This is a genomic window from Opitutia bacterium ISCC 52 (genome assembly GCA_014529675.2).
Lineage (GTDB): Bacteria > Verrucomicrobiota > Verrucomicrobiia > Opitutales > UBA2995 > UBA2995.
The window spans coordinates 2,325,795-2,351,703 of sequence record CP076040.1 but is presented as its reverse complement, the minus strand read 5'-3'; the positions used below and the strand labels follow the sequence as shown (position 1 = coordinate 2,351,703).

Here is a 25,909-nt window from a genome sequence, read left to right as displayed (position 1 = left end):
GATGCCTGTTGTGATTACGGCAAGTGAAGAATTTCGCCACGAGCGCAAGCTGGTTCCGGCTGGTTATGCTCTAGCGGAGGTGTTAGCCTTGGTTCGTCAGCATCCTTGTGGATTTCATGAGGCCTTTCCGCCACGTTGGGTGAATAATGTTTATCTCGATTCGGAAGGATTGAACGATTATCACGACCACGTCACAGGCCTGGCTATTAGAAGCAAGAGCCGGATCCGTTGGTACGGTGAGCTGCGAGGATCGATCCCTAAACCTGTTTTTGAAATTAAACATAAACGGGGTATTGTGAATGGGAAGCGCTCAAGCGTATTAACTCCCATGTCCCTGAATGGAAGTCTGACGGAGTCTACTTTAAGGGATATGTTGAGAGATCTCGAAAAAGAGAATTTATTGTGGTCCTGTCTCGATTATCGGCAACCCAGCCTGATTAATCGCTATCATCGTCATTACTACCTCAGTGGGGATGGCCGAGTACGCCTGACGGTGGATTCCAATCTATCTTTCTACGAGCCTGACAACACAACTGAATCCCTGGCGAGTCAGTCGCCCGAAGAATACTCGGTCGTTATTGAACTTAAATACATGCCGGCCGATCCGGATGATGCCGCTGACATTGCGGGTTGGTTTCCCTGCCGCGTAGTACGCTGCTCCAAATACTTGCTAGGTATTGAAGCGACTCGTCGTGCCTGAGCTAAATTTAAAATTTTAAAGTTCTCATGAAACGCCCACTTTCCCATCTTCCTCGTTCTTCGGTGCTCGACTTGATCTTGGGTGTTGGGGCCTTGGGAGTGGTAGCCGTTGTCCTGATTTTGGTCGTCCGGTCAAACGCTTTACCAGATGAAGAGGCTGCTTCTTTGGAGAATGATGCACTTTCAGATATAGCGGACTTACCTGCTTTCGGAGGACCAGGAGCCGGAGGTCCGGGAGGACAAGCAGGTCCAGGTGGAGCTAGGCGTCAGACCACCAAAGTTCTTGAGCAGTTCGATGAGGATAACAACGGCTGGCTCAATGCGACCGAACGAGAAGCAGCGCTTGTGCATTTGGAAACCGAGCGAGCCAATGGAGGTCCAGGCGGTGGCCGTGGTGGCTTTCGTGGAGGAGGAAGATTTGGTGGCGGTGGAGGTGATCAAGGAGAGCCAGAAACGGGTCCACAAATGACACCTTCAGATGTGGCTTCCTATCCCGATGCGCCACTCTATGATCCATTTACTTTACGTAGTTTGTTCCTCGAGTTCGAAAGTGATGATTGGGAGGACGAGCTTGAGAAGTTTCATGATACCGATGTTGATGTGCCGGCAAGCCTGGAGGTCGATGGCCAGAAACTTCGTCATGTAGGTGTTCGGTTCCGCGGTAACACGTCCTATAGCTCAATCGGGAGTGGTCGGAAGCGCCCTCTAAATCTGACACTCGATATGGTATATCCGAAACAGGAAATCGGCGGCTACAATACACTGAATCTACTTAATTCTCACAGTGATCCGACCTTCCTTCGAAACGTGCTATACTACGAAATTGCTCGGCAGTACATTCCGGCATTTAAAGCGAATTTTGTCCGCTTGGTGATTAATGGTGAAAGCTGGGGACTGTATATCAATGTGCAGCAGTTTGATTCCAACTTCACCAGGGACTTCTTTGGCACTCCTATGGGTGCCCGTTGGAAGGTACCTGGAAGTCCGCTAGGTCAAGGTGGCTTTAGCTATTTGGGAGACGATATTGATTCCTACCGCTCGACCTTCGAGCTTAAGACCAGAGAGGATCCAAAAAGTTGGGTTGGGCTCATGCTTCTTTTTGATACCTTAAACAATGCGCCAAGCGAATTACTCGAAAGTGCACTTGCTCAAATTCTCAATGTGGATGGTGTTCTTAAGTTTCTTGCTCTGGACAATGTTTTTGTAAACGGGGACGGCTTCTGGACTCGAGCAAGTGACTATAACCTTTATCAGGACCCACATGGAAAATTCCATATTTTCCCTTACGATGCCAACGAGACCTTTTCGGTCGGACGTGGAGGTGGTGGCCCAGGTGGCGCTCGCGGAGGTCGTGGCCAAGGAGGAAGAGGCCGCGGTGGACCGGGAGGCTTTTCGCCTGGTACATTTTTGGCGCCTGGCCTTATTGCTCAGGCTGATGTAAACAACGATCGCCAAATTGATCGTGACGAGTTTGTGGGTATCGCCGATGTCTGGTTTACGGAATCTGAGATGGATATCTCGGCGAGTATGACTGCTGAACAATTCATTTCTACCTTGAGTCAATGGGGCAATGAAGGTGGTCAGCCTTTTCAAGGACGTGGGGGATTCTCACCGATTGGGTTTACGGGCCGCTACTTATTTAGATCAATCGATGCGGATGGAGATGGTTTTGTGATGCATTCTGATCTCCTGAAGCTTTTGGGGGATTGGTACGCGGAGTGGGATGAAGATCAAAACAACGAACTCGCCGTGGATCAATTAACTGAAGGATTGGACCAAACCTTGTCGAGGCTCCGTCAGAGAGCTGCGGGTGGACAAAATCCTGGTGGATTCAGAGGAGTGGGCGGCCGCGGAGGACCTGCAGGAGGAAGAGGTGCCGGTGGTGCTCCAGGAGGAGGTCGACCCGGCGGTGGCGGCGTCGATTTGGATCCACTGGTGCTGGCGAACGACGAAAGTAAGCCGCTTGCTTCGAAGCTATTGTTGGTTCCTGAACTACGCGCCCGGTATTTAAGCTATGTCCGCGATATTGCTGAGAACTGGCTCGATTGGGAAAAGAGCGGGCCGAGGATCCTTCGTTATCAGGCTTTGATCGAAGAAGTGGTCGAAGAGGATACCCGCAAGCTGGATACCACAGAGGCATTCTACGCGGCTTTTGATAATGGTGGGGTAGATGAGGAGCGGACATTGCGAGGGTTTATGGAGCGGCGCCAGGCGTATCTTCTAGGCAATGAAGACGTGGCAGGAGCTAAAAAGATTAGTCCTTGATTTGACTACTAGAGGTGGGAGGAAAGGCGCTTTGTTTGTTTTCTCATTCTAATCGTATTTATAAGATAACTGCAGCGGATATCTGAAAAAAATATATTCCTGTAACCTCAGGGGTCCAAAAATGCGTTACTTCTAGGACCTACACAAATTCTTATCAGACTCTACCGCATTTTCTCTAACTACTAATTGAGGTAATGGTTGCTCGGATTGCACTTGCTACCAATGCTTCCTTGGATTTCTTGATTCTCAAACCTACTATGCAAACTGCTCTCTTTACCCCGAGGCATTGGCCGCACTACTACTCGTTCAAGTGGCTGACCCTATATTTAATGCTTGGACTCATCGCTTCGATCTCCGTTTCCATTTTATCTGCCGCAGACACCAAGCCAAATGTGATTCTTCTTGTTTCTGATGATCAGGGATGGGGAGATGTGGGCTACCATGGTGGCGAAATGGCGACGCCGAATATCGATCAGCTTGTCAAAGATGGAATGGAACTGAATCGATTTTATACCTACCCGATTTGCTCGCCTACGCGAACCTCGCTCTTAACTGGGCATATTTCCATGCGTCACAAAGTCTTTATGCCTTTCGATTCTGATTCGGGGGACCATACACTGACTCATGACGACCAGCTCATGAACCAGGCTTTTAAAAATGCGGGCTATGTGACCATGACTGCTGGTAAGTGGCATCTTGGCCATACTCACGTGCGAGACTTTCCAATCAATCGCGGCTTCGATCATACGTATGGTTCGCTTGAGGCCTTTCCGGACTACTGGACACACCATGGCCGTGGGGGTTCAAAGGATTGGGCCCGGGATGGGAAAACCGTCTTCGAGAATGGCTACATGACTTATTTGTTTGGCAACGAAGTCAGCCGGCTGATTCGCGACCGAGATCCTTCGAAACCGTTTTTTTCATACGTGGCGTTCACAGCTCCTCATACTCCCTTTCAAGCGCCTCAGGCGTATGTAGATAAGTATGCCCATGTCGAGGATGAGAGTCGCCGTACTTATTGTGCCATGGTTGAGGTACTGGATGTGGCTATTGGTAATATCCTCAAAACAATCGATGACGAAGGCATGCGGGATAATACGATTGTGATGTTCTTTTCAGACAACGGCGCGGGGCCTGTCGGTGATAATGGTGGCTTCAGAGGGCAGAAAGGCCAGCTTTACGAAGGAGGTACACGCATGCCCGCAGTCATTCGCTGGCCAGGTAAAATTCCCGCTGGTATTCGGAGTGAGCAGCCCATGGTTGTTTACGACTTGTTTCCCACTCTTGTTGATGCCATTGGGCTGGAGACCAATTTGAGATCACCGTTCGATGGGGAGAGCGTGTGGGACACATTGCAATCAGGGAAGACTCGTCCCCGCAACACGGATATCGTCATAGGAACCGGAACTGGCTATTCAGTTCATTCAGGCGATTTTAAATTGGTTCATAGTAATATTAATAAGAACGCACCTCAAAATGGCCCTCTGGAATTGGTAGAGCTCTTCAAAATTTATGAAGACCCCAATGAAACTAGCAATGTTGCAGACGCACATCCTGAGGTGATTAAGCAGCTGATGGCTGAAAATGCAGAATGGGCCGCTTTGATAAGTGAAGCTCCCTTCCGCGCACGAGGTGGAGGTCGCGGAGGACGTGGTGGCGGTCGTCAGGCCGCTGGCCAGGGAGGCCCCGGTGGAAGACCCGGAGTTGAAGCTACAGGTGGAAGACCGGGCGGTCGTCAAGGTGGACCTGCTGGTGGTCGGCGTGGAGGCCCTCCTCGTTCAGCCCCGCCAGTTGATGCAGAGGGTAATATCATTCACTTGCACGAGACCGTGCCGGGAAGCTAATCGATCATAGAATTTGAGAAGAAAAAAGGTGATGATTAGATGTAAGGGTGGGCTGTGACAATCAAACGTATGCTTGCCAGACCCTATGTATTTGCTTTTCCATACCTTTCGTAGACGCGGTACATGATCCTCTTCTCAAGCAACGAACGCTTGTAGGAATTTTATATCTCAAGGCTTTTATGCCGCGTAGTTTTACTAAAAAAAAGAAGGAATTTATTTAGGTGCCTAAAAAGATAATTACCCAAGTCTCCATATTAATTGCATTGGTATCTCTGCTAGGATGTTCCAAGTCTGATCAATCAACGATCCGATTGACCGTCGTAGATGGCTATCCCACCCAGTCACTGTGGGTGAAGGAGTTTATCGATTACTATATTCCGGAGGTAGAAAAGCGCCTAGAATCCGCTGGGACCTACCAGATCAAGTGGAACCAGGCTTGGGGTGGGCAGATTGTTAAAACTAGGAATGTGCTACCTGGACTCCAGAAAGGCTTAGGGGATATCGGAGTAGTGACTACTGTTTTTCATCAGGATAAAGTGCCGATCCAAGCCATCGCTTATGTCACGCCTTTTGTGACAACCGATCCGGAATTAGTGGCACGCACAGTAGATGAAATTGCTGGAAAATTCCCTGAAATGAAGGAGGCTTGGGATACCTACAACCAGGTTTACTTAACCAACATGGTAGTGCTTGATAGCTATCAGGTATTTTCCAAAGAACCGATTCAAAGCTTATCCGACTTTAAAGGTCTAAAGATAAACGGGGCTGGTACCAACTTGCGTTATCTGCACGGCCTGGGTTCGGCTGGGGTAGCTGGGAGCCTCGTGACCTATTTTCAGAATATTAACACGGGTGTTGTGGATGCGGCTATGATCTGGCCTGAAGCTGCCGTTTCTTTTAAGATGCATGAGGTTGCTCCTTATATGCTTCAAACGGACATGGGGACCGTGAATTCCAAGGCCATCACGGTCAATAAGCGGTCTTGGGAAAAGCTACCTCCAGAAGTTCAGAATATCCTGGCTGAGACAGCTATCGATTATCGGGACCATGTGGCGAAGTTGGCCGTATCCAAAGGCTCTGAAAGTGTTAAGATTTTTCAGGAGAATGGTGGGACGATTGCCGCAATGTCGGCTGAAGAGCGCAAGCAATGGGCGATCAATATGCCCAATATTGCGAAAGAGTGGGCTGACGGTCTTGAAGAAAAAGGACTGCCTGGCCATGAGATCTTGAAGTTCTACATGGATACCATGCGGGCCAACGGGCAGGATATTTCCCGACATTGGGATCGAGAGTAATTATTTATGGAAGACGTAAGTTCTACAGGATCAAACGGTAAGTTTGATCGGGTCCTGGAAATTGTCCTATCGAATCTAAATAGTATCGGTTCGGTCTGGATTTTTGTGCTGACCATTCTGATCAATATGGATGCTTTTGGTCGGAAGCTTTTCCATTCACCCATTGATGGGGTGAACGAAATCGTCGAGCTCTCCATTGTTGGTATTGTGTTTCTGCAGTTGGGCGATGCGACACGCAAGGGACGCTTACCTCGGTCGGACGGACTCTTTCATATCATTGGAAGGAAATGGCCCACCTTTGGTAAATTTCATGCAGCTCTGTTCGACCTACTAGGTGCAGTATTCATGGGGCTGATACTCTGGGGGAGTGTGCCGCTCTTTTTCGAAGCCTATCGAGCAGATTTCTATGTAGGTGTCGAAGGTGTATTTACTGCACCGGTTTGGCCGATTAAATTGATCATTGTCATCGGCTGTGCGGTTACGCTCCTGCAATTCGTTGTCTTCATTCAGAGAAATTTGAGTAGGCCGAGGGCTGAACCGGCAACCGTAACCAAGATAGATTAGCGGAATGACTGAAATTCAAATAGGTTTACTTTCGGTAGTCTTGATCCTCGTCTTGATTTACTCTGGATTGTACATTCCCGTGGCCTTGGGTTTGGTCTCTTTTGTCGGAGTGTGGATGCTGCGTGGAGATATTGACGTGCCGATTTCCTTACTTTCGTTGGCTGCTGCAGACAGCATTGCAGAGCCTACCTTTGCGGTGGTTCCTTTGTTTGCTTTAATGGGGCTGTTGATCAGTCATGCGGGGGTGGGTCGAGATATCTATGAGGTCTCCAATTATATTTTTCGCAGACTCCGAGGCGGATTGGGAATAGCAACCGTTGCGGCCAATGCCATCTTTGCATCGATTACTGGCTCATCTATTGCCTCAGCATCGGTGTTTACCAAAGTGTCGATTCCGGAAATGAAGCGATTCGGATATACTCCGCGATTCACAGTGGGAGTAGTAGCCGGTAGCTCTGTTCTTGGCATGTTAATCCCTCCAAGTGTGATGCTCATTCTCTATGCCATAATCACCGAACAATCGGTGGGGCATATGTTCATCGCTGGTGTGATTCCGGGAATACTGCTTTCCGTCGCCTTTGGAGTGGCGATTCTTTCTATGGCCACATTCTTCCCGAAGATGGTCATGAAAAGCGGGAGTGAGAAAGTCGAAGAACAAGGCCAGTCGCTGAACGGCTTGCAGATTCTACGTATGGTTTTTCCTATCGTTCTATTGGTAGGTATTGTGTTGGGCGGCATTTACACCGGCTGGTTTACCGCTACTGAGGCTGGTGCCGCTGGGGCAGTAGGAGCTCTGATTGTAGCCGTCGCCAAAAGGCGTTTAACATTCAAGGGGTTTTGGAAAGTTCTTATAGAGACCGGTCATATTACCGCCTCTATTCTGCTGCTCTTGATTGCTGCTTCCATGTATAGCCGAATGCTGGGGATAGCTGGATTGCCAACCACCTTTAGTGAATGGATTCAGCACCAGGAATTCGGGTTTGTAGGGATCATGATTATTTACGTGATCCTCCTGGTGCTCATGGGGACCATCTTGGATACGGTGTCCATTATTCTTATCATAGTTCCTCTCTTTTTGCCCATTCTGACACCCTTGGATATCCACTTGGTGTGGTTTGGAATTGTTACAGTCATCGGTGCAGAGATCGGATTACTAACGCCACCATTGGGTGTATCTTGTTTTGTGATTCATAGCTCGCTGAATGATCCGGAGATAAAATTATCAGATGTATTTATCGGAGCCTTTCCATTTGCTCTGATCATGTTGGCAGTTCTCATTTTAATAATCAGTTTTCCCTCTCTTTCCTTGGTCTTTCTTTAAGACCTCTGACCATTATTCAGAATAACACTCTATGAAAAATCTTACAGAAGGTAACATAACCGATGCGGTCCTTAAAGCCATCGATGGGACCAAAGAACCTCGGGCGAAAGAGGTGATGTCGAGCTTGATTCGCCACCTGCACGCCTTTGTTAAGGATGTTCAATTAACTCAAGATGAATGGGAAGCCGCGATTGAATATCTCTACGATACGGGACAAATCACCGGACCCACGCGCAATGAATTTATCCTGACATCTGATACCCTGGGAATTTCGTCCTTGGTGGATATTATCAACAGCAATCCCGATGGAGGTACAGAAGCGAGCGTGTTAGGGCCCTTTTACATTGAGGGCTCGAAGATGGTTGAAATTGGCACCAACTTGATCGGCGACAGTGAAGGGGAGCCTACCGTGGTTTCAGGCACCGTCAGGACACTGGGTGGTGATCCGATCGAAGGCGCAATTATTGACGTATGGCAAACCGCTGCCAACGGGCTCTACGAAAATCAGGATCCCGAACAGCCGGAGAATAACCTGCGTTGCAAAATGCTGACCAACAAAGACGGCTATTACGAATTTACCACTATCAAGCCTGTCAGTTATAAAGTTCCGACCGATGGACCGGTGGGTCGCATGCTCGACTTGCAGGGGAGACATGCCTGGCGTCCGTCCCATCTGCACTACAAAGTGAGCGCGGAAGGGCACCGCAACCTGATAACCGAAGTTTTTTGTGAAGAGGACGAATACATTGAGGAGGATGCTGTGTTCGGTGTCCGTCAATCTCTGGCGGTACCGTATAAGTTGGTCACCTCTGAAGAAGAAGCTGAAAAGTACGGCATTCCATCTCCTTTCTATAAAGTCGATTTCGATTTCGACCTCGAAGCACTCTAATCTCAACCCCATCTAAACAGTGGCACAATCTTCCTGGGAAGCACATCACGAGCACGTCAAAGCAAAGGGTCTCTTAGCCAAAAAACTCTATGTAGTTCTTACCAAGCCAGCTGGTGGTATGGATGCGGTCATGGAGCACTTGCAGGAACATCTCAAATACCAATTGGAATTGGAGGCGAATGGTTCGATATTCGCCGCCGGACCTTTTGCGGATGATGCTGAGCAGGAATGGGAAGGCGAGGGGATGGTTATCCTGCGCGCAAGCTCTATCGATGAGGCCCGGTCCATAGCCGAGAACGATCCCATGCATAAGAGTGGGGCGCGCACATTCCGAGTCAGGCCCTGGATGATGAACGAAGGATCGATCACGCTCAAGGTGACCTATTCCAATGGGCAACGAGAGTTGATATAATTCAGTGCGGTTTGTTAACCGACCGCCTCAATAGAGAGACAATTATCGACATACCAAATTTAAAACATAGATATACAACCATGAGCGAACACGGCAAACATTACAAAGAAGACCAGTATTGGGTCAGCCCATACAACTTTCATCCAGAGGTCACAGGTGAACTCAATTTACCAGAGAAGGTGGAGATTCACGATGCGACCCTTCGAGATGGCGAGCAAACACCTGGGCTAGTTTTTACAGTCGAAGAAAAAGTTGCGATTGCAAAGAAGCTGGACGAAGTCGGTATCGATCGGATCGAAGCTGGAATGCCAGCGGTTTCTCCACAGGATTTTGAAGCGATTAAGCAAATTTCCGCTCTGGGTCTTGACGCCAAAATTTATACCTTCGCTCGTGCTATGAATGCCGATATCGACAGAGCAGTCGAATGTGGAGCCGACGGTGTGATCATCGAAGTACCCATTGGTTATCCGAAGCTCAAATACCAATTTAATTGGACCTGGGAAGACGTCCTAAAAAAGAGTGCGGATGTGATCAATTACGCCAAAGAAAAAGGACTCCACGCTGTCTTCTTTCCCTACGATACGACACGGGCTCGCGAAGATGACCTGACTAATCTGCTCACCGGCATTATGAAGCATTCCTCGCCGGATTCGATTGGCGTGGTAGACACGATGGGCTGTGCGACTCCTGAAGCGATTAAGTACTTGGTGCAAAAGGTCAATGGACTTACGGGGCTTCCCGTTGAGATCCACACGCACAATGATTTCGGAACGGGCGTTGCTACTGAGCTGGCAGCCGTCACGGTTGGCGCCACTTGTGTCCACAGTTGTGTCGGTGGACTCGGTGAACGAACCGGTAATGCTGCCCTTGAGGAGCTAATTCTCTGCCTCGAACTACTCTACGGGTACGAAACAAAATACGATCTGGCGAAATTGCCTGAACTTGGAAATCTTTTGGCAGACATCACCGGCATTCCCTACGCCTTGAATAAACCCATTCTGGGAGACAGGAACTTTACACGCGAATCTGGTATCGGCGTTAACTTGGTTGTCGAGAAGCCGCTGGCTATGTTCGGCACGCACCCGGCACTAACTGGTAGAACCGGCGATATCGTATTGGGTAAGAAAAGTGGTAAGGCATCGATTATCTATAAGCTGAATGAACTCGGTATTGACGGCGTGAGTGATGAGCAGATCACGCAATTGTTGGCCGAGGTCAAACAGGCGGGGATTGCTAAAAAGCGAATTCTGACTAACGACGAGTTCAAAGAAATCTTAGCCAATGTTACTTAGGTTGTTCTTCACTGGTTCAACCCACCAAGTTTCATTTCGGTGGCATTAAGAACACTAGCATTGATTTTTTAAAACTATGTCTGAGAACTCGACGCCTGGCGACGCTATTAAAAACCTGAGAGACCGTATCCAAAATTTGGATCACAATGGTCTGGACTTATTATTTCGAAATGCTCGTTCCTTCAAGAAGTGGCAAGATCGCGAGGTAGAGAATTCTGTTCTTCGGGAATTGTATGAGGTGATGAAGTGGGGACCTACTTCGCAGAATTCCAATCCTGCGCGTTATTTGTTTCTGAAAAGTGAAGAAGCCATCAGTCGTACGATTCCGTCTTTACACGAAGGGAATATTCCCAAGGTAAAAGTATCTCCGGTAGTGGCTATCATTGCTTATGATACTCAATTTTTTGAGTATTTGCCAAAGTTGTTTCCAATAAAGGATGTGAGTGGCTTGTATAGGGATAATCCTGAGAAAGCCGAATCAACTGCCTTCCGTAATAGCTCACTTCAAGGGGCCTACTTCATGCTAGCTGCCCGTGCCCTCGGTTTAGACGTCAATGGCATCTCCGGCTTCCACAATGACATCATCGATAAGGAGTTCTTTGCTGACGGACGTTACAAGTCGAACTTCCTTTGCTGTCTCGGTTACGGAGAAACGGAAGGCTTACATCCGCGCGGCCCGCGAATGGATTTCGATGAGGTAGCGGAAATCTTGTAACAGCAGCTCCTGCAAAACTAGTCTCCTGGGCCACCTGGTGGAGGACCACCCCGAGGTCCACGAGCTCCAGGACCACCGCCGGGCCGAGGACCACCGCCTCCAGGACGTGGAGGAAGGCCGATCGGTAATACAATTCCATTGTCCGCCACGTAAGTATCCCAGGACTTCAGAAGGTCTGCTCTGATTTCCGGCATCGCCTCAGAGAGGTCATTGGTTTCACCCGGATCGACGGAAAGGTCAAAGAGACCCCATTGATCAGCCAACTCAGGTACCTTCTGTCCGCCTTCGGTAGCCTTGGATGTTAACCACACCAATTTATAATCCCCTTTGCGTAATGCTCGATGTCCAAACACTTCCCAACCGTAGGTGAAGTCATCCGGACGGACTGAATCAGCGTCACCAAAAAGGACAGGCAACAGGGAATGTCCTTGCACCTCATGGATAGGTTTTCCGTTGCTACCCGTTTTCAAGTGGCTGCCCCCGGCTAGTTCTACAAAAGTTGGATAGAAATCGACTACGCCCATAAACTTATCGTTCAACTGACCTTTCTTGGTCATGTCCTTATGGTAGAAAAATGCAGGGCCGAGTGATCCTCCTTCAGAGCTATGGGATTTGAAATAGCGCCCGACACCCACGCCGGCTTGAGCCCATTTTTCACCGTAATAAATGTAGGAGTTAATACGCCCCAAATTTTCTAAGCTGTTATCCCAACCACGAGCTGGGCCTCCTCGATCAATACCTTCTGCACCATTGTCAGAGATGAAAATGATCAGGGTGTCTTCATATTCGTCGATCGCCTTCAGGTGATCCAAAAGTCGTCCTACGTTCTGGTCGATGCCGTCGACCATCGCCGCATAAATTTCCATTTCTCTTGAAGCGACTGCTTTTTCTTCTGAGGTGAGATTGTCCCAGGCAGGAACCGATTTTAGACGGGGATACATGACTGCTTCCTCGGGGATCACTCCGAGTTCTTTTCCACGGACAATACGTTGTTCACGTAGTACCTCGTAACCTTTATCATACATGCCCTTGTATTTATCAATATACTCGTCGGGTGCTTGAAGGGGCCAATGAGGTGCGGTGTAAGCCATATAGGCAAACCAGGGCTTCCCGCTATCAGCGTCCTTATCCAGATACTCAATCAATAGGTCCGTATAAAAGTCTGTTGAGAAAAAATCTTTCGGCAGTTCATCGACCTTCTTTCCATCTGCAAAGTAAGTGCCCAGTTGGTCGGGGCGAAAACGACCCATATCATGAAAGTGACTGGCGAAGCCTTCCATCAAGGAATACGATCGGTTAAACCCACGCGCAGTTGGCAGTAGGGCTGGTTCGCTGCCCAAATGCCATTTCCCAAGAAAATAGGTATTGTAGCCGCTCTGTTGCAGTAGGTCTGAGAAAGGCACTACGTCCCGACTTAAATGAGATTCGTATCCTGGCACACCGATTTGATTAGCCGTTTGGTGCATGGCGCCACCCGCATTACGATTGTCGGTTCCTGCCATAATGGAAGCGCGAGTGGGCCCGCAGACCGCTTCGTTGTGGAAATCGGTAAGAATGAGGCCGGCTCGCGCAAGCTGGTCCAAGTGTGGCGTTTCAATTTCTCCACCATATACGCCCAGGTCAGTGTAGCCAAGGTCATCGGCAACGATGAATAGGATATTCGGTTGAGAGCCTTTGATTTCAGCCAAGGTATTGGTGCTCGAGGCGTTGTCCCCGCTTTGTCCGCCATTGCATGCCGAAAAGAAGAAAGTTAGCGCGCATACGAGTGCACAAACAAGCAGATGTTTTTTCATAGAGGTAACCCTGGGTTAATTGGTTTTAAGACGATTGTACAAGTATCTGCGTAATAGTTGAGCTCTATTGCGAAGATGCTATACATTTAGTCTGCTGACAAAAAGTATGGAGTCCAGAAGGAATGCCCAAAGATTCATCAATATCGGTCCAGTTGTAATTCTAAAGCCTCGTCTTTCGGAGGTTTTCTGCTTGCTAAGAGACTTTCCTGAAAAGAGATTAGAGGTGCCGAGGAGAAACCGGTGAATGATATGAGGGAGCAGGAACGAATAGTTGGTAAAGACACGGATTCAGTACCAACATACGCACTACAGACTGTTCAGCCAAATTTTCATTCTCTGGATGTAACCTTTACCAGATCTGGTCGTTTAAAAAGTATCTCTTCAGGTCTCGAAATCGGACTACGCTGACGATCGTTAACGCTAGTGGGGACTTCTCGTCTTCAGATCAGACTCAATCACAGACTATACACCCAAGTACAAACAATATGAGGATCATATATACTCTTATCGCAGCTGCGCTTACCTCTCTTTGCAGTCTATTGGTATTACCCTCAACCGCAGTGGCACACCATGGAGTCACTGGACAATTCGACCTGGAGCAGGTTTTAACCGTGACAGGCAAAGTCAACCGCGTGCGTTTTGTAAACCCACATTCCTATGTCTATTTCAAAGTGAGCAATAGCCAAGGCAAGGAGGAGCAGTGGCGCTGCGAATTACGTTCGGGCAGTTTGCTTAAGCGCAAAGGTTGGACAACAGATATGTTTCCAGTTGGTTCCACCATCAAATTATTTGGTTCACCGGATCGTCGTGATCCAAAGACGGTCTATACTGAAACCATAACCTTTGAAGATGGTTCGGTTCTCGCTCGTTATGATGCACTGGACAAGTCAGGGAATATTATGGTTGGAGAGCGTGATCTCAAACGAGAAGACGGTACACCGAATTTAGCAGGAAATTGGTCAGAAATTGTAAGAGATAGCCCTCCACCTCAAGGTCCACGCCCAAGAGCAGATGGACCGACAGCGGATCTCAACCTCGCTCCAGATGGCTCCCCGGTAAGGGTAGGTTTACCTCCTCCAACTGGTCGACCTCAAGCAGCCGGAGGCGGTGGTGGCGGTGGACGGCCCCGGGGTGGTGGAGGTGGTGGAAGACCTCGCCCTTCACCCTACGTGTTGACCCAGATTGCCATCGATGAGCAGGACGATTATACGGAGGAGCAGAATCCTCAATTCAACTGTCAGCCCACCAACATTATCCTTGATTATGCAAAGGATCAGATGATCAATAAAATAGAGCAAACCGGAGCTGGAATCATCTTTTCCTACGGTTTTATGGACCTGGTGCGGACGATTCATTTAGTTGGTGGCTTTCCCAATGAGATTGAACCCAGTTTGGCAGGCTATTCTCTTGGTAAATGGGAAGGTGATACTCTGGTTGTTACAACCAAAGGATTTAAACCAGGATTCCTTCGAGCTGTTGGTGGCCGTGCCAGAACAGCGGTTCGCCACAGCGATCAGATGGTCATCACCGAGCGCTTCACTATGAGTGAAGATGGCAATGAGTTGACCCGTGACTATACAGTGGTAGATCCCATTTACCTGGCAGAACCCTACAAGGGTTCAAATGCGTCCCAGCACACGACCGAGGCGTTCATCACTTACGAGTGCGTAGAGCTGAAAGATGACATGCAGAACTAGGTATCGAGGTGACTGATACACAACCTGAGAACTAACTGCATTTCAGTTCGTTTAGATTAAACTTGGCTCGACTAACAATGATACCTGAAAAACTATAAACATGACTATAAAGCAAACATCCATAGCCGCCTTACTTGCACTCTCGTGCAGCCTAATATCTCTTCCCTCTACTGCGGTGGCCCACCACGGTGTTTCAGGGCAGTTCGATCTTGAGCAGATATTGACCGTAACAGGTGTGGTGAATCGCGTTCGATTTGTGAACCCGCATGCCTACCTCTATTTCAAAGTCACGAACGATCAAGGGAAGGAGGAGCAATGGCGTTGCGAGTTGCGGGCAGGCAGCTTACTTAAGCGCAAAGGTTGGACCACAGATATGTTCAAGCCAGGAACCAAAATTAAAATTTTTGGATCACCAGATCGTCGTGATCCTAAGACGGTTTATACTGAAACCATTACCTTTGAAGATGGCTCTGTTATCGCACGCTATGACGTATTAGATAAGTCTGGAAACATCGTCATCGGGGAACGTGACCTCACACGTGAAGATGGAACGCCTAATTTAGCTGGTAACTGGTCCACGCCTCAAAGAGATGCCCCAGGACCCCGTGGTGCACTTCCAAGAGCGGATGGACCTCCCAAAGGCATTGAACTGTCAGCTGACGGCACTCCGATAAGAGTTGCCGCTCCTCCGTCTATGAATCGTCCGCAAAGAGGCGGTGGTCCAAGAGCTGAGGGTCAAAGAGGCCAAGGAGGTCCGGGAGGCCGAGGAGGCCCTGGTCGAGGAGCTGGCGGTCCTGCCAGACCAGCACCTTTTGTGATGACACAAATTGGCATAGATGAGTCCGACGATTATTCGGGAGATCAGAATCCTAGGTTCAATTGTCAACCAACTAATATTATCTTTGATTATGACTTCGATCAAATGATCAACAAGATCGAACAAACAGGCTCGGGGATTGTAATAACTTACGGTTTTATGGACATGGTTCGTACCATTCACCTGGTTGGTGACTTTCCTGATCAAATTGAACCCAGTGTCGCAGGTTATTCCGTAGGAAAATGGGAAGGCAATACTTTGGTCGTTCAAACCAAAGGCTTTAAGCCAGGATTTCTTCAAGCACCTGGAGGTAATCGAAATAGCTGCGTTCGACATAGTGACCAGATGGAAATTACTGAACGCTTCACTATGAGTGATGACGGCTCCGAATTAGTTCGCGAATATACTGTGCTAGACCCTGTTTACCTGGCCGAACCCAGCTCACATAGGAATCAATCCGTCTATACCAGTGATCCGTACATTCCAACAGAATGTGAGGAGTTGAAAGACGATATGCAGCAGTAAGGGATTTGCTGAGCACTATTTCCCACCAAACCAGATAATGACCATGAAGCGAATTTTTATCACCGGATTGCTTGCATTCTTGCTGAGCATGTCGTTTTTATCGTCTACCGCGGTAGCGCACCATGGTATCACCGGGCAGTTTGACCTGGAGCAAGTCCTGAGAGTGAAAGGAGTTGTGAACCGGGTTCGCTTTGTGAACCCCCATGCATACGTCTACTTCAAGGTAACCAACGATGCAGGCAAAGAGGAGCAGTGGCGCTGTGAATTGCGTTCTGGCAGCTTGCTCAAACGCAAGGGTTGGACCACTGACATGTTTGCTATTGGTAGCACCATTGAGATATTTGGATCACCAGATCGACGTGATCCAAAAACAGTTTATACCGAGACGATTACTTTTGAAGACGGCACAGTCGTCGCTCGCTACCAGGCATTAGACGCATCAGGAAATGTCGTCCTTGGTGAGCGTGATCTCACGCGTGAAGATGGAACTCCTAATTTGGCGGGAAACTGGTCGGAACCCGTACGAGATGGTCCACCACCATTCGATCCTACGCCCAGAGCTGATGGACCTCCGCCAGAATTGGATCTCTCAATTGACGGATCCACTCAACGCGTGGAGATACTTCCGCCCGTGGGAAACCAGGGAAGGCCCGGAGGCGGAGGTGGCCGGTCGCGAACACGATATGTACCTACGCAGATCGGACAAGATGACGCAGCTAACTACTCTGGAGACGATAATCCGCGATTCAATTGTGAACCGACCAATATCATTTTCGATTATGCCTTTGACCAGATGATGAACAAGATCGAGCAAACGGGATCTACCATCGTGATCAGCTACGGCTTTATGGACCTGGTGCGCACCATTCATTTGGTCGGAGACTTTCCTGATAGCATTGAACCTAGTGCCGCAGGCTACTCCATTGGTAGATGGGAAGGGGATACCCTGGTCGTCCAAACAAAAGGTTTTAAGCCAGGATTTCTGCAAGCTCCTAGAGGATCTAGAGGAGGCGTTCGGCACGGTGACCAGATGGAAATCACAGAACGCTTCACCATGAGTAAGGATGGTAAAGAATTAACACGCGAATACAAGGTCGTTGATCCGGTCTACCTAGCCGAATCCTATTCGGGCTCAAACTCATCCTTGTATACGGCCGACAAGTTCATTCCATACGAATGCGAAGAATTGAAGGACGATACACAATAAATGATGCGCAGTACCTGATAGATGGATACGTCATATGATAAATTAACGGTAGGCTGAATTTCGAATGGAAGAAATATTGTGGTGGATAGAAGATTCTAAAATTGGGATGCTCGTCTCGAGTTCCCAATGGGGATATCCGATTGTGCTGTCCTTGCACGCAGTTGGGATGGCGGTTCTGGTCGGCGTATCGTTGATACTGGCCTTCAGGGCTTTGGGGTTTGGTAGGGAAATTCCGGTTACTGCTTTGGATCCCTATTGGAACGTCGCAGTCTACGGATTCATTTTAAACCTGTTATCAGGCGCGGCTCTTTTTATGGGTAGTGCTTCGACTCTTTTTTACAACACGGCCTTCCATATCAAATTAATTGGGGTGGTGATTGGATTGATGCTAACCTGGTGGTTAGTGAAAGTATGTGTGAAGGGTGACGGTGAGATCTCCGGAGCACATCGCGGAATTGCCGCAGGCTCTGTTGTGGCTTGGGCAGTGGCACTCATTGCGGGACGTCTAATTGGGTATTTTTCATAGAGGACTGAGATATGGAAACACTTATTCAATGGCTGAATAGCACTGCGCTCAATAAATACATTATGTCGGAGGCCTGGCTTTGGCCTACCTTGGAAATATTCCATTTCTTTGGTCTGTGCCTACTACTGGGGTCTGTTATCATCTTTGATCTTCGAGCTTTGGGTGTCGCACGTGCTGTGCCTCTTATCCGAGTCGAAATCTTTATGGTTTCAGCGATGGTTGGGTTCATTATCAATTTGATCACCGGGATTATTTTCATAATCGGAGACCCGGATCGTTATTTACCGAATATTGCCTTTCGTATCAAAATGATCCTGATCGTGATAGCCGGGCTAAATGTCGTCTATTACATGTGGCGAATACGCCCTCAGATCTTACAAGGGCTCGAGGGAAAAGATCTATCTGGCGGGGCTCGTTTCGTTGCAGCTCTTTCGCTGATCCTCTGGACCTGTGTAATCGTATTTGGGCGTATCATTCCCTATGTGGAATATTAAGAACAGCACCAGAGCGATCGATGCGCGATCGATCTTCCTGTCCTTCGTAGGATTGATTTTGCTCAACCAAGCTTTCGCTCATGGGGTAGCTGAAGGAGATCAAAGTTTCCTGGCTAGGGCCGAGGGAGTCTGGGCCGGTCCTTTCATGTATCTCGGTGCCAAACACATGGTCACCGGCTACGATCATCTGCTCTATCTAGCAGGAGTCATTTTCTATCTGGGAAAACTGACCGACGTCGTAAAGTTCGTCAGTCTCTTTGCCATCGGCCATTCTATTACACTCTTGTTCGGAGTATTAGCACACATCCACATCAGTCCTTATTTTATCGATGCGATCATTGGTCTTTCGATTTGTTACAAGGCTCTGGAAAACCTGGGTTCCATTCGTTTCATCGATCCCAAGCTGGCTGTGTTCGGTTTTGGTCTGGTTCACGGTTTCGGTCTTTCGACCAAATTGCAGGATCTGACGCTATCCAGTGATGGATTGGTGCCCAATATGATCTTCTTTAATATCGGTGTCGAAATCGGACAGGTGATTGGACTCGTCTTCCTCTTTATGGGTCTGACCTGGCTGCGTGATCGCTCTGACTTCGAGCCAGTTTCACGCAATGCAAATGTTCTATTGTTCGGCTCTGGCCTCATCTTTTTTGGTCTACAGGCAACCGGCTATTTTATTTATTAAGGTAACATTATGACTGACAAAACATCGTGGTCTATTGGAAAGAAACTGGGATTGGCTGCCCTTGGCGCTGTCATCCTGTTAGTAATGGTCGTTCTGCCCGCTGAGTATGGGATCGATCCTACCGGGTTCGGCCGCTTAACCAGCATTAGCAAATTGTCGGAGAGTGCGCCGGCTGCAGGACAAGACTTCGGGCAAACCATGGAATTCAATATAGCCGAATATGACGTCACGGCTGAGAGAATCGAAGAGTCGATCCAAGGGCTAATAAAACTCGAGGAAGTTCCTTTTAGAACGGAGACCATCGACTTGAAAATCGAGGACTTTGGCGAAATGGAACACAAATTCATCATGCCGGCCGACTCGACCTTGGTCTATTCGTGGGAAGTCTTGGGAGCTAAAAGCGATGGCGTATACTTTGAATTTCATGGCCATCCTTCAACCGCAGATGCTCCTAATTATCCCGAAGGTTTCGAGCAGGCCTACAGCAAAGGTGAAGGCACCTCTCAGAGTGGTTCCTTCACGACTCCCTTTCCTGGCTACCATGGCTGGTACCTTATGAACCTGGAAGAGGCGGAGATTACCGTGCGTTTAAATGTTAGTGGTTACTGGACGGAGCACAAAGAAATGTACCGAGCAGTGGACGGCAAGGTTATCAAAACCGTCGAGTTTTAGTTTTCCTAAATCTCGAACTCTAATTTTCCGCAAAGCAACTTCTCAATCCGGTTACAAACTATGGCAAAATCTAGATTCATACTCGTTGGTGCGATACTCGTTATCGCGTCGTTTCTTAAAGCAAGTGAAAGGCCCCATATATTATTTATATCCATCGATGACTTGAACGATTGGATTGGGCCCTTAGGGCATGAACAAGCCAAGACGCCCAACATGGATCGACTTGCTGAGCGTGGCATAACATTTACCAATGCGCATAGTCCATCCATGATCTGCAACCCAACTCGAACCGCTATTATGTTAGGTCTTCATCCTTCGAGTACAGGTATTTTTGGCAATGGACCGGATTGGAGAACCATAGATGCCACTAAGGATAAAGCGACCATTCCTCGCTTTTTTAGAGAGGCAGGCTACCAGACCGTCGGGGCAGGAAAGTTATTCCACGGCTCAACTTTTGCCCCTGCTGCTTACCTCGGATATAACGATCCAAATGGTTGGGATGCTTTCTGGCCATCCTTGGACCGGCAATTGCCAGATGAAATCGGTCCTCACGAACGGCCAGCGAATGGAGGTCCTGAGCGGAATTTTGACTGGTCACCAGTAGTTGCCCACGATTCAGCTATTGGCGATGGACAGGTGGTAAGCTGGTCTGTTGAAAAAATACTCGAACAAAGTGAGAGTCCCAGGTTTAACGCCGTGGGAATCTACCGGCCACACGAACCCTGGTTCGTTCCGCAATCTTATTTTGATCTATATCCATTGGAAAGTATTCAGCTCCCAGAAGTTTTGGAAGGAGATTTGGATGATGTTTCCCCGGTTGCTACCTCGAGGGGAGGTCCTGCCGGCAGAACGAGTTCTTTTGCTCTCCATGATTGGGTGCTTGAAGATAAATCTCTCAAACGATGGAAGGAAGGCGTTCAGGGGTACCTCGCAAGTATAAGTTTTGCGGATACGATGCTTGGTCTAATCTTGGATGCACTGGATGAAAGCGGCCGAGCAGACGATACCATCATCGTCCTGTGGTCGGACCATGGGTTTCATTTGGGAGAAAAAGGTCGTTGGCGGAAAGGATCTCTCTGGGGTGAGTCGCATCGCGTTCCTTTTATTGTCGTTGCACCAGGAGTTACCACACCCGGTAGTACTTCCCATTCTCCCGTTTCGACCATGGATCTCTATGCCACTCTAACTGAGTTGACTGGACTGAAAGCGCCTGACCACGTTCAAGGAACAAGTTTGGTTCCTTTGTTAAAAGATCCAAATAAGCGTCCTGATCGTGCCGTGGTTTCTTCCTCCGCCTTTAGAACGCATGTGGTATCTGGAGAGCGGTTTCGATATCTGAGTTATCCCGATGGTTCTGAAGAGTTTTACGACATCGAAAATGATCCCCATGAATGGCACAATCTGGCCTCTGATTCCGGCTATGCAGGTCATAAAACCAGACTGGCTAAATGGCTCCCCAAGAAGAATGCACCGCAAATAGGCGGCGCTCGTGGAGGTGGTCGTGGCGGAGCTGGACGGCAGGGGGGTCCTGGAGGGCGTGCTCAGACTGGTCCTCGCGGAGAAGGTCCTCAAACAGGACAGGGTGGTGGTCGCCGGCCTCGTGGCGAGAACTCGGATGGTCCCAATAGAAGGCAAGCTCAGGGGCAGAATTAGAACAACTCCTTTACCGCGGGTTTTGTAAGCTTACCCATGGCATTTCTGGGTAGTGATTCTACGATCAGAAGTTTTTTAGGAAGTTTATAATGAGAGAGTTTGTCGCGACACCAATCCCGGAGGTCATCCAACGCCAGGCTTGAGCCTTCCTCAAGGGCCACGGCTGCTGCAACAACTTCACCCCAGGTGTCATCCAGATGCCCAATCACAGCGCATTCTTTAATCAAAGGGTGTTGTAAGAGCACGGCCTCAATTTCCAAAGCCGATAATTTGTAACCTCCACTCTTGATGATGTCTACGGAGAGTCTCCCCATTATTCGGTAGTAACCGTTTTCTATGACGGCCATGTCTCCGGTGCGGAACCAGCCATTTTCAAATGACTCTGCTGTAACATCAGGACGCTTCCAATATTCATTGAAGACACAGGGGCCGCGCACTTGAATTTCTCCTGGTTCGTTTTCAACCGTCACCCATTCGCCTGATTCGGCCACGAGTCGAACTTCGACCTGTGGTAGGGGTTTGCCAACAGCTCCTGGCCGACGTTCACCATGAAATGGATTGGACAAGGCCATGCCGATTTCGGTCATTCCATAGCGTTCTAAAAGCTTTTGTCCTGTTAATTCAGTCCAGGCTTTATGAACGCTGGCAGGTAGGGCGGCCGATCCTGACACCATCAGTCGCAGGTTTTTGAATCCTCGGACTACTGCTCTTCGTTCCTCTTCCGCCAGTGCTTCCAGTGCTTCAATCAGTTTTACATAGATAGTGGGCACGGCCATGAAAACGGTGTAGGCGTCTTCTTCGACTCGTTTCAAAATGTTAGGACTGTCAAACTTTGGAAAGGCTTCGACGGTTGCACCCATCCATAGGGCGCAGGAAAGCACATTGATGATTCCGTGAATATGGTGGAGTGGTAGAAAAAGCGGAATGCGATCGTTGGTCTGCCACTCCCAGGCTTCGACCAGGGATTCAATTTGTGCCTGAAGATTTGCGTGAGATAAAACCACACCCTTCGGCTTACTAGTGGTACCGCTAGTATAAAGAATCATGGCTCTCCTTGAAGGATCCAGTTTGGGTAGCGGTTTTACGGATACGAGAACCAACTGCTCAAGGACAATTAGCGGTATGTCGAGTTGTTGGCAAAGAGCTGCTATTTTGGCGTTTTGATCTTCAGTCGCCACGACCATGCTCGTTTCTGAATTGAGGAGCGCATACTCCAGTTCCGGTTCGGCTGCGGATAAGCATAAAGGGACGAGAACTCCACCGGCACGCCAGATTCCCCATTGAATGGTTGCATACTCGAAGCCTGCTGGAGCCAGAAAGGCGATCCGTGCTTCCTTTAAGTCGTCTTTTCCGTCTAATAACCTATAAGCCAAGCTAGCTGATTGGGTGAACAAGTCTTTGTAACTGGAATCCTTGGTGCCAGAGCGAATGGCGATCTTTTCGCCATGTCCGCGTGCTCGAGTAAATAAAGGAAGCTCTTGCATGAAGTTTATAGAAAACGCTCTTTGGAATTAGTTTTAGAGAGAGTCGTTACCCGAGCGTACCACTCAATAGAATTTATGAGCTTTTTTCATGTCCGGATTTGCTATGCCTTTGGGCTGATTCCATAAGCGGAAGGGATCATCGTGCTTCTGCATCTGCTCGAGGAGGATTGCTTCCATTTCGGCGAGTTTGTCGGCATAAATGGGATGTTCGGCCAGGTTGGTCTGATGGCTTTGTGGTTCGATTCCGGTTAATGCTACAACCGCAGGGTCGTGGTGTTCGGGGATAAATTCGTTGGGATTGTCTGCCAGGTTAAACAAATGAGTGATCTGATACTTGCCATCGTAGACGTCGTACTTGGTGAGCTTCCAATCGCCCTTGCGAACCGCGCGTAACCCAGGCCGTGTCTCAGCAGCGAATACTCCATAAATGACATCTCGTATCGTTTTCTTTTTACCGGTTAAGACGGGTTTTAAGCTTAGGCCTTCATTTGTATCGGGTGCTTCAATACCGGCTAAATCACAGAGCGTGGCGAGTGCGTCGAGTAGGTAAACGTTTCCTGGCTCGCGGGAACCTGCTTTGATTCCCGGGCCTTTAACGATGAAAGGAACGCGCCAACTGTGTTCATACAGGTTCTGTTTTCCCTGGAGACCATGACGGCCGATGGCTATGCCATGATCGGAGGTATAAATGATGTAGGTGTTTTCCAACTCACCCATTGATTCCAACTTTTCCAATACACGGCCAATTTGAATATCGATGTTTTCACTACAGGCGAATTCTCGACCAAGCTCATTGCGAATGGTTCTTTCGTCGCGGTTGAACCAGACGCCGCTCACTCGTTCTTCATCCCGTGCACCAGGGAGACGAAACGGGAATGGGTGTCCTGGAAGATAATTGGCGGGTAAAGGAGGTTGTTTGGGGTGAGCTTTCGGTAAGGTATCTGGATCGATATGGTTAACGGCGCCATATTTTGCCAGAAGTTCAGGTGTTCCATCACGAGTGTCATGCGGATGAGAGAACCCAAAATATATGAGAAAAGGATCCTGGTCTTTGGCTGCTTCGCGTTCGTTCAGATAGTCTAAAACTTGCTCTCCATGCCATGCGCTGCCCGTCTCGTCTGTTCCACCACGCTTATCGGCATCGCGCCGGACCGTAAACTCCGCATTGGCAGCTTCGTAGCTATTGCCCCGCTTGCAGGTCCGCATGGTATCGTAGCCAGCTCGATTGAATACCGCAGCCAGGGTATTCTTGACCAGATCCGGTGGGACCATGTCAGGATTATTCCAATGAGGGTTGTTATCTCGGCCTGGTCGATTGGGTGTATGCCACAATGTGCGCCCTGACATGATCATATGGCGTGAAGGTGTGCAGACTCCACTGACCCAGGCCCCCATGTGATAGGCTTGATCAATGACCATGCCTTCCCGGGCCAGGCGATCGATATGGGGCGTTTCGAGAATGGAGTCTGGTTCGTAAGTTTTCAGGTCAAAGGGAGCCTGATCGTCCGCAATGATAAAGAGGATGTTGGGTCTGGAGTCAGCGATTACGAAGATACTAACGCACAAAAAAGTCCAAGCATAGAGGAAACAGGTAGCAAGTCGATAGGTAGGCATAGTGACCAGTATGGTCACTGGTCACATGGAGTGGAGACAAAAATACGAACGATCTCCTAATAAGAGTACGTTACCTGTTTCGTCTATCTCTCTTTTGAGACTCTGAAACGGGGGGTGCCATTTCAGATCGCCATGCAGTGTAAAGCGCTTCCATGGCTTTCACGCGTTCAGGCTGCTTCTTCGCAAGATCCTTTGCTTCAGATGGGTCGCTTGCCAAATTATAAAGTTCCAAGCCTTTCGCGTCACCACGGATTTTCCAGTGACCCTTGCGCACTGCCCAACCGGCCTTTGGGCTGGCGGTATCCCAAAAGAGAACGTCGTGATGAGATTTTGTTTTACTTTCGATCAATGGCAGGATGCTTTTCCCGTCGAAGTGTTTGGCTTCGGGGGGAGACAGATCCAGTGCGTCCATCACGGTAGGCAAGATGTCAAAGGAGATCACCGGTGTATCGATTTTTCGACCCCCTTTAAATTGTTTGGGCCAACTAACGATCCACGGGGTGCGGATGCCGCCTTCATAGACCTGCTGCTTGAAACCGCGCAAGATGCCGTTGTCAGCTTCCATGGCTCCGGCGCCACCGTTGTCGGTTAAGAAAAACAAGAGCGTATTGTCCCAGATACCTTCGTCCTTCAATTTGTTGACTACGGAACCGACTCCTTTGTCCAGGTGCTCAAGCATGGCCATAAGTGTCGCTCTTCGCTCTGAGAGGTAAGGATACTTTTTCTTGTAGACATCGATATCTTTTTGCGGGGCCTGAGCTGGGGTATGAACCGCGTTGTAAGCCAGGTAGAGGAAGAAGGGATTGTCCTTCTCGCGATCGATAAAGGCGACCGCTTCTTCGCTAAGCCGCGTGGTGAGATAGCCCTCATACTCATCGGCGGGAATACGAGTCTTATTCCGGTAGATGGGGGCGTAGTCGTCGCCATTGACTCCTTTGGATTCAAAATAGTCGTGTCCTCCACGGCCCATGAACTTGTAGGCTTCGTCAAAGCCACGATTCATGGCGTGCCACTTCAACTCGGGATAATCGTTGTCGAGACCCAGATGCCATTTACCAATGGCCGTACATGTATATTCGTCCGGTAGAAAACCAGGGAACATCCTAAGTTTGGGATCAAAGCCATTGCCACCTTCACCTGCGGTATAGATGCCTACGCGTTGCTGATATTTTCCCAGCATCATGCCTGCTCGGGTGGGAGAGCATACAACACCACTCGTATAGGCTTGTGTGAAGAAAACTCCTTCTTTGGCCAGGCTATCCATATGAGGCGTGTTAACCTCCTTCGGGTGATTCGGATTGAAGCTGATATCCGCGTAACCCTGGTCGTCGGTTAGAATGACTACAATATTGGGACGTTCGGCGGCGAACAGTGCGGTAGCAGTGCAGAGTATTACCAATACTAGGCTGGGGATAAATGGAGGCATTTTCATGGGTATTTCTTTGGGTG

Annotated in this window: 22 protein-coding genes; 18 read left to right on the top strand and 4 right to left on the bottom strand. The window is 48.9% G+C overall.

Going from position 1 to position 25,909, the window contains the following annotated elements:
* Position 1 precedes the first annotated feature (1 nt).
* The 10 genes from GA003_09965 (at position 2) to GA003_09920 (ending at position 11,296) form a co-directional block, all read left to right on the top strand.
* Positions 2 to 700 carry a VTC domain-containing protein gene (locus GA003_09965; GenBank protein ID QXD30252.1) on the top strand — a complete coding sequence of 233 codons (699 nt, stop codon included), beginning with the start codon at positions 2 to 4 and terminating at the stop codon, positions 698 to 700.
* Positions 701 to 726: 26 nt separating this feature from the next.
* Positions 727 to 2,964 (top strand): CotH kinase family protein, encoded by a 2,238-nt coding sequence (locus GA003_09960; protein QXD30251.1) that lies wholly within the window; start codon positions 727 to 729, stop codon positions 2,962 to 2,964.
* Between the two features lie 257 nt (positions 2,965 to 3,221).
* Positions 3,222 to 4,808 (top strand): arylsulfatase, encoded by a 1,587-nt coding sequence (locus GA003_09955; protein ID QXD30250.1) that lies wholly within the window; start codon positions 3,222 to 3,224, stop codon positions 4,806 to 4,808.
* Between the two features lie 221 nt (positions 4,809 to 5,029).
* Positions 5,030 to 6,103: a C4-dicarboxylate TRAP transporter substrate-binding protein gene (locus GA003_09950; GenBank protein QXD30249.1), complete on the top strand. Its 1,074-nt coding sequence runs from the start codon at positions 5,030 to 5,032 to the stop codon at positions 6,101 to 6,103.
* Between the two features lie 6 nt (positions 6,104 to 6,109).
* Entirely contained in the window at positions 6,110 to 6,667 is a 558-nt protein-coding gene (locus GA003_09945) for a TRAP transporter small permease (GenBank protein ID QXD30248.1), read from the top strand.
* Between the two features lie 4 nt (positions 6,668 to 6,671).
* Positions 6,672 to 7,988 carry a TRAP transporter large permease gene (locus tag GA003_09940; protein ID QXD30247.1) on the top strand — a complete coding sequence of 439 codons (1,317 nt, stop codon included), beginning with the start codon at positions 6,672 to 6,674 and terminating at the stop codon, positions 7,986 to 7,988.
* Positions 7,989 to 8,019: 31 nt separating this feature from the next.
* Positions 8,020 to 8,877, top strand: coding sequence for a hydroxyquinol 1,2-dioxygenase (locus GA003_09935; protein ID QXD30246.1), 858 nt, complete (start codon positions 8,020 to 8,022; stop codon positions 8,875 to 8,877).
* 118 nt (positions 8,878 to 8,995) lie between these two features.
* Entirely contained in the window at positions 8,996 to 9,289 is a 294-nt protein-coding gene (locus GA003_09930; GenBank protein QXD30398.1) for a hypothetical protein, read from the top strand.
* 80 nt (positions 9,290 to 9,369) lie between these two features.
* Positions 9,370 to 10,581: a 2-isopropylmalate synthase gene (locus GA003_09925; GenBank protein QXD30245.1), complete on the top strand. Its 1,212-nt coding sequence runs from the start codon at positions 9,370 to 9,372 to the stop codon at positions 10,579 to 10,581.
* Between the two features lie 76 nt (positions 10,582 to 10,657).
* Positions 10,658 to 11,296: a malonic semialdehyde reductase gene (locus tag GA003_09920; protein ID QXD30244.1), complete on the top strand. Its 639-nt coding sequence runs from the start codon at positions 10,658 to 10,660 to the stop codon at positions 11,294 to 11,296.
* 17 nt (positions 11,297 to 11,313) lie between these two features.
* Here GA003_09920 and GA003_09915 read toward each other — a convergent pair whose 3' ends face one another.
* Positions 11,314 to 13,089, bottom strand: coding sequence for an arylsulfatase (locus GA003_09915; GenBank protein ID QXD30243.1), 1,776 nt, complete (start codon positions 13,087 to 13,089; stop codon positions 11,314 to 11,316).
* A 485-nt stretch (positions 13,090 to 13,574) separates the two neighbouring features.
* Between GA003_09915 and GA003_09910 the strand changes: the two genes are divergently transcribed.
* The 8 genes from GA003_09910 (at position 13,575) to GA003_09875 (ending at position 21,362) form a co-directional block, all read left to right on the top strand.
* Positions 13,575 to 14,786, top strand: a complete 1,212-nt coding sequence (locus GA003_09910; protein ID QXD30242.1) for a hypothetical protein — start codon at positions 13,575 to 13,577, stop codon at positions 14,784 to 14,786.
* A 100-nt stretch (positions 14,787 to 14,886) separates the two neighbouring features.
* Positions 14,887 to 16,128, top strand: coding sequence for a hypothetical protein (locus GA003_09905; GenBank protein ID QXD30241.1), 1,242 nt, complete (start codon positions 14,887 to 14,889; stop codon positions 16,126 to 16,128).
* A gap of 43 nt (positions 16,129 to 16,171) precedes the next feature.
* The gene (locus tag GA003_09900) at positions 16,172 to 17,335 is read left to right on the top strand and encodes a hypothetical protein (protein QXD30240.1); all 1,164 of its coding nucleotides are present in this window, start codon (positions 16,172 to 16,174) and stop codon (positions 17,333 to 17,335) included.
* 64 nt (positions 17,336 to 17,399) lie between these two features.
* A complete protein-coding gene (locus GA003_09895; GenBank protein QXD30239.1) occupies positions 17,400 to 17,861 on the top strand; it encodes a hypothetical protein in 462 nt (153 codons plus the stop codon).
* Between the two features lie 11 nt (positions 17,862 to 17,872).
* On the top strand, positions 17,873 to 18,355 hold the full coding sequence (locus tag GA003_09890; GenBank protein ID QXD30238.1) for a hypothetical protein: 483 nt from the start codon (positions 17,873 to 17,875) through the stop codon (positions 18,353 to 18,355).
* On the top strand, positions 18,342 to 19,037 hold the full coding sequence (locus tag GA003_09885; protein ID QXD30237.1) for a HupE/UreJ family protein: 696 nt from the start codon (positions 18,342 to 18,344) through the stop codon (positions 19,035 to 19,037). The genes GA003_09890 and GA003_09885 overlap by 14 nt, the downstream gene beginning before the upstream one ends.
* A gap of 9 nt (positions 19,038 to 19,046) precedes the next feature.
* Entirely contained in the window at positions 19,047 to 19,709 is a 663-nt protein-coding gene (locus GA003_09880; protein ID QXD30236.1) for a hypothetical protein, read from the top strand.
* A gap of 60 nt (positions 19,710 to 19,769) precedes the next feature.
* Complete coding sequence (locus GA003_09875) at positions 19,770 to 21,362, top strand: sulfatase (protein ID QXD30235.1); 1,593 nt, start codon at positions 19,770 to 19,772, stop codon at positions 21,360 to 21,362.
* Here GA003_09875 and GA003_09870 read toward each other — a convergent pair.
* From GA003_09870 to GA003_09860, 3 genes are all read right to left on the bottom strand, one after another.
* Positions 21,359 to 22,846 carry an acyl-CoA synthetase gene (locus tag GA003_09870; GenBank protein ID QXD30234.1) on the bottom strand — a complete coding sequence of 496 codons (1,488 nt, stop codon included), beginning with the start codon at positions 22,844 to 22,846 and terminating at the stop codon, positions 21,359 to 21,361. The two genes, GA003_09875 and GA003_09870, sit on opposite strands and share 4 nt — an antisense overlap.
* Before the next feature lie 63 nt (positions 22,847 to 22,909).
* On the bottom strand, positions 22,910 to 24,460 hold the full coding sequence (locus tag GA003_09865) for a sulfatase-like hydrolase/transferase (GenBank protein QXD30233.1): 1,551 nt from the start codon (positions 24,458 to 24,460) through the stop codon (positions 22,910 to 22,912).
* A 70-nt stretch (positions 24,461 to 24,530) separates the two neighbouring features.
* On the bottom strand, positions 24,531 to 25,886 hold the full coding sequence (locus GA003_09860; protein ID QXD30232.1) for a sulfatase-like hydrolase/transferase: 1,356 nt from the start codon (positions 25,884 to 25,886) through the stop codon (positions 24,531 to 24,533).
* Between the last annotated feature and the right edge of the window lie 23 nt (positions 25,887 to 25,909).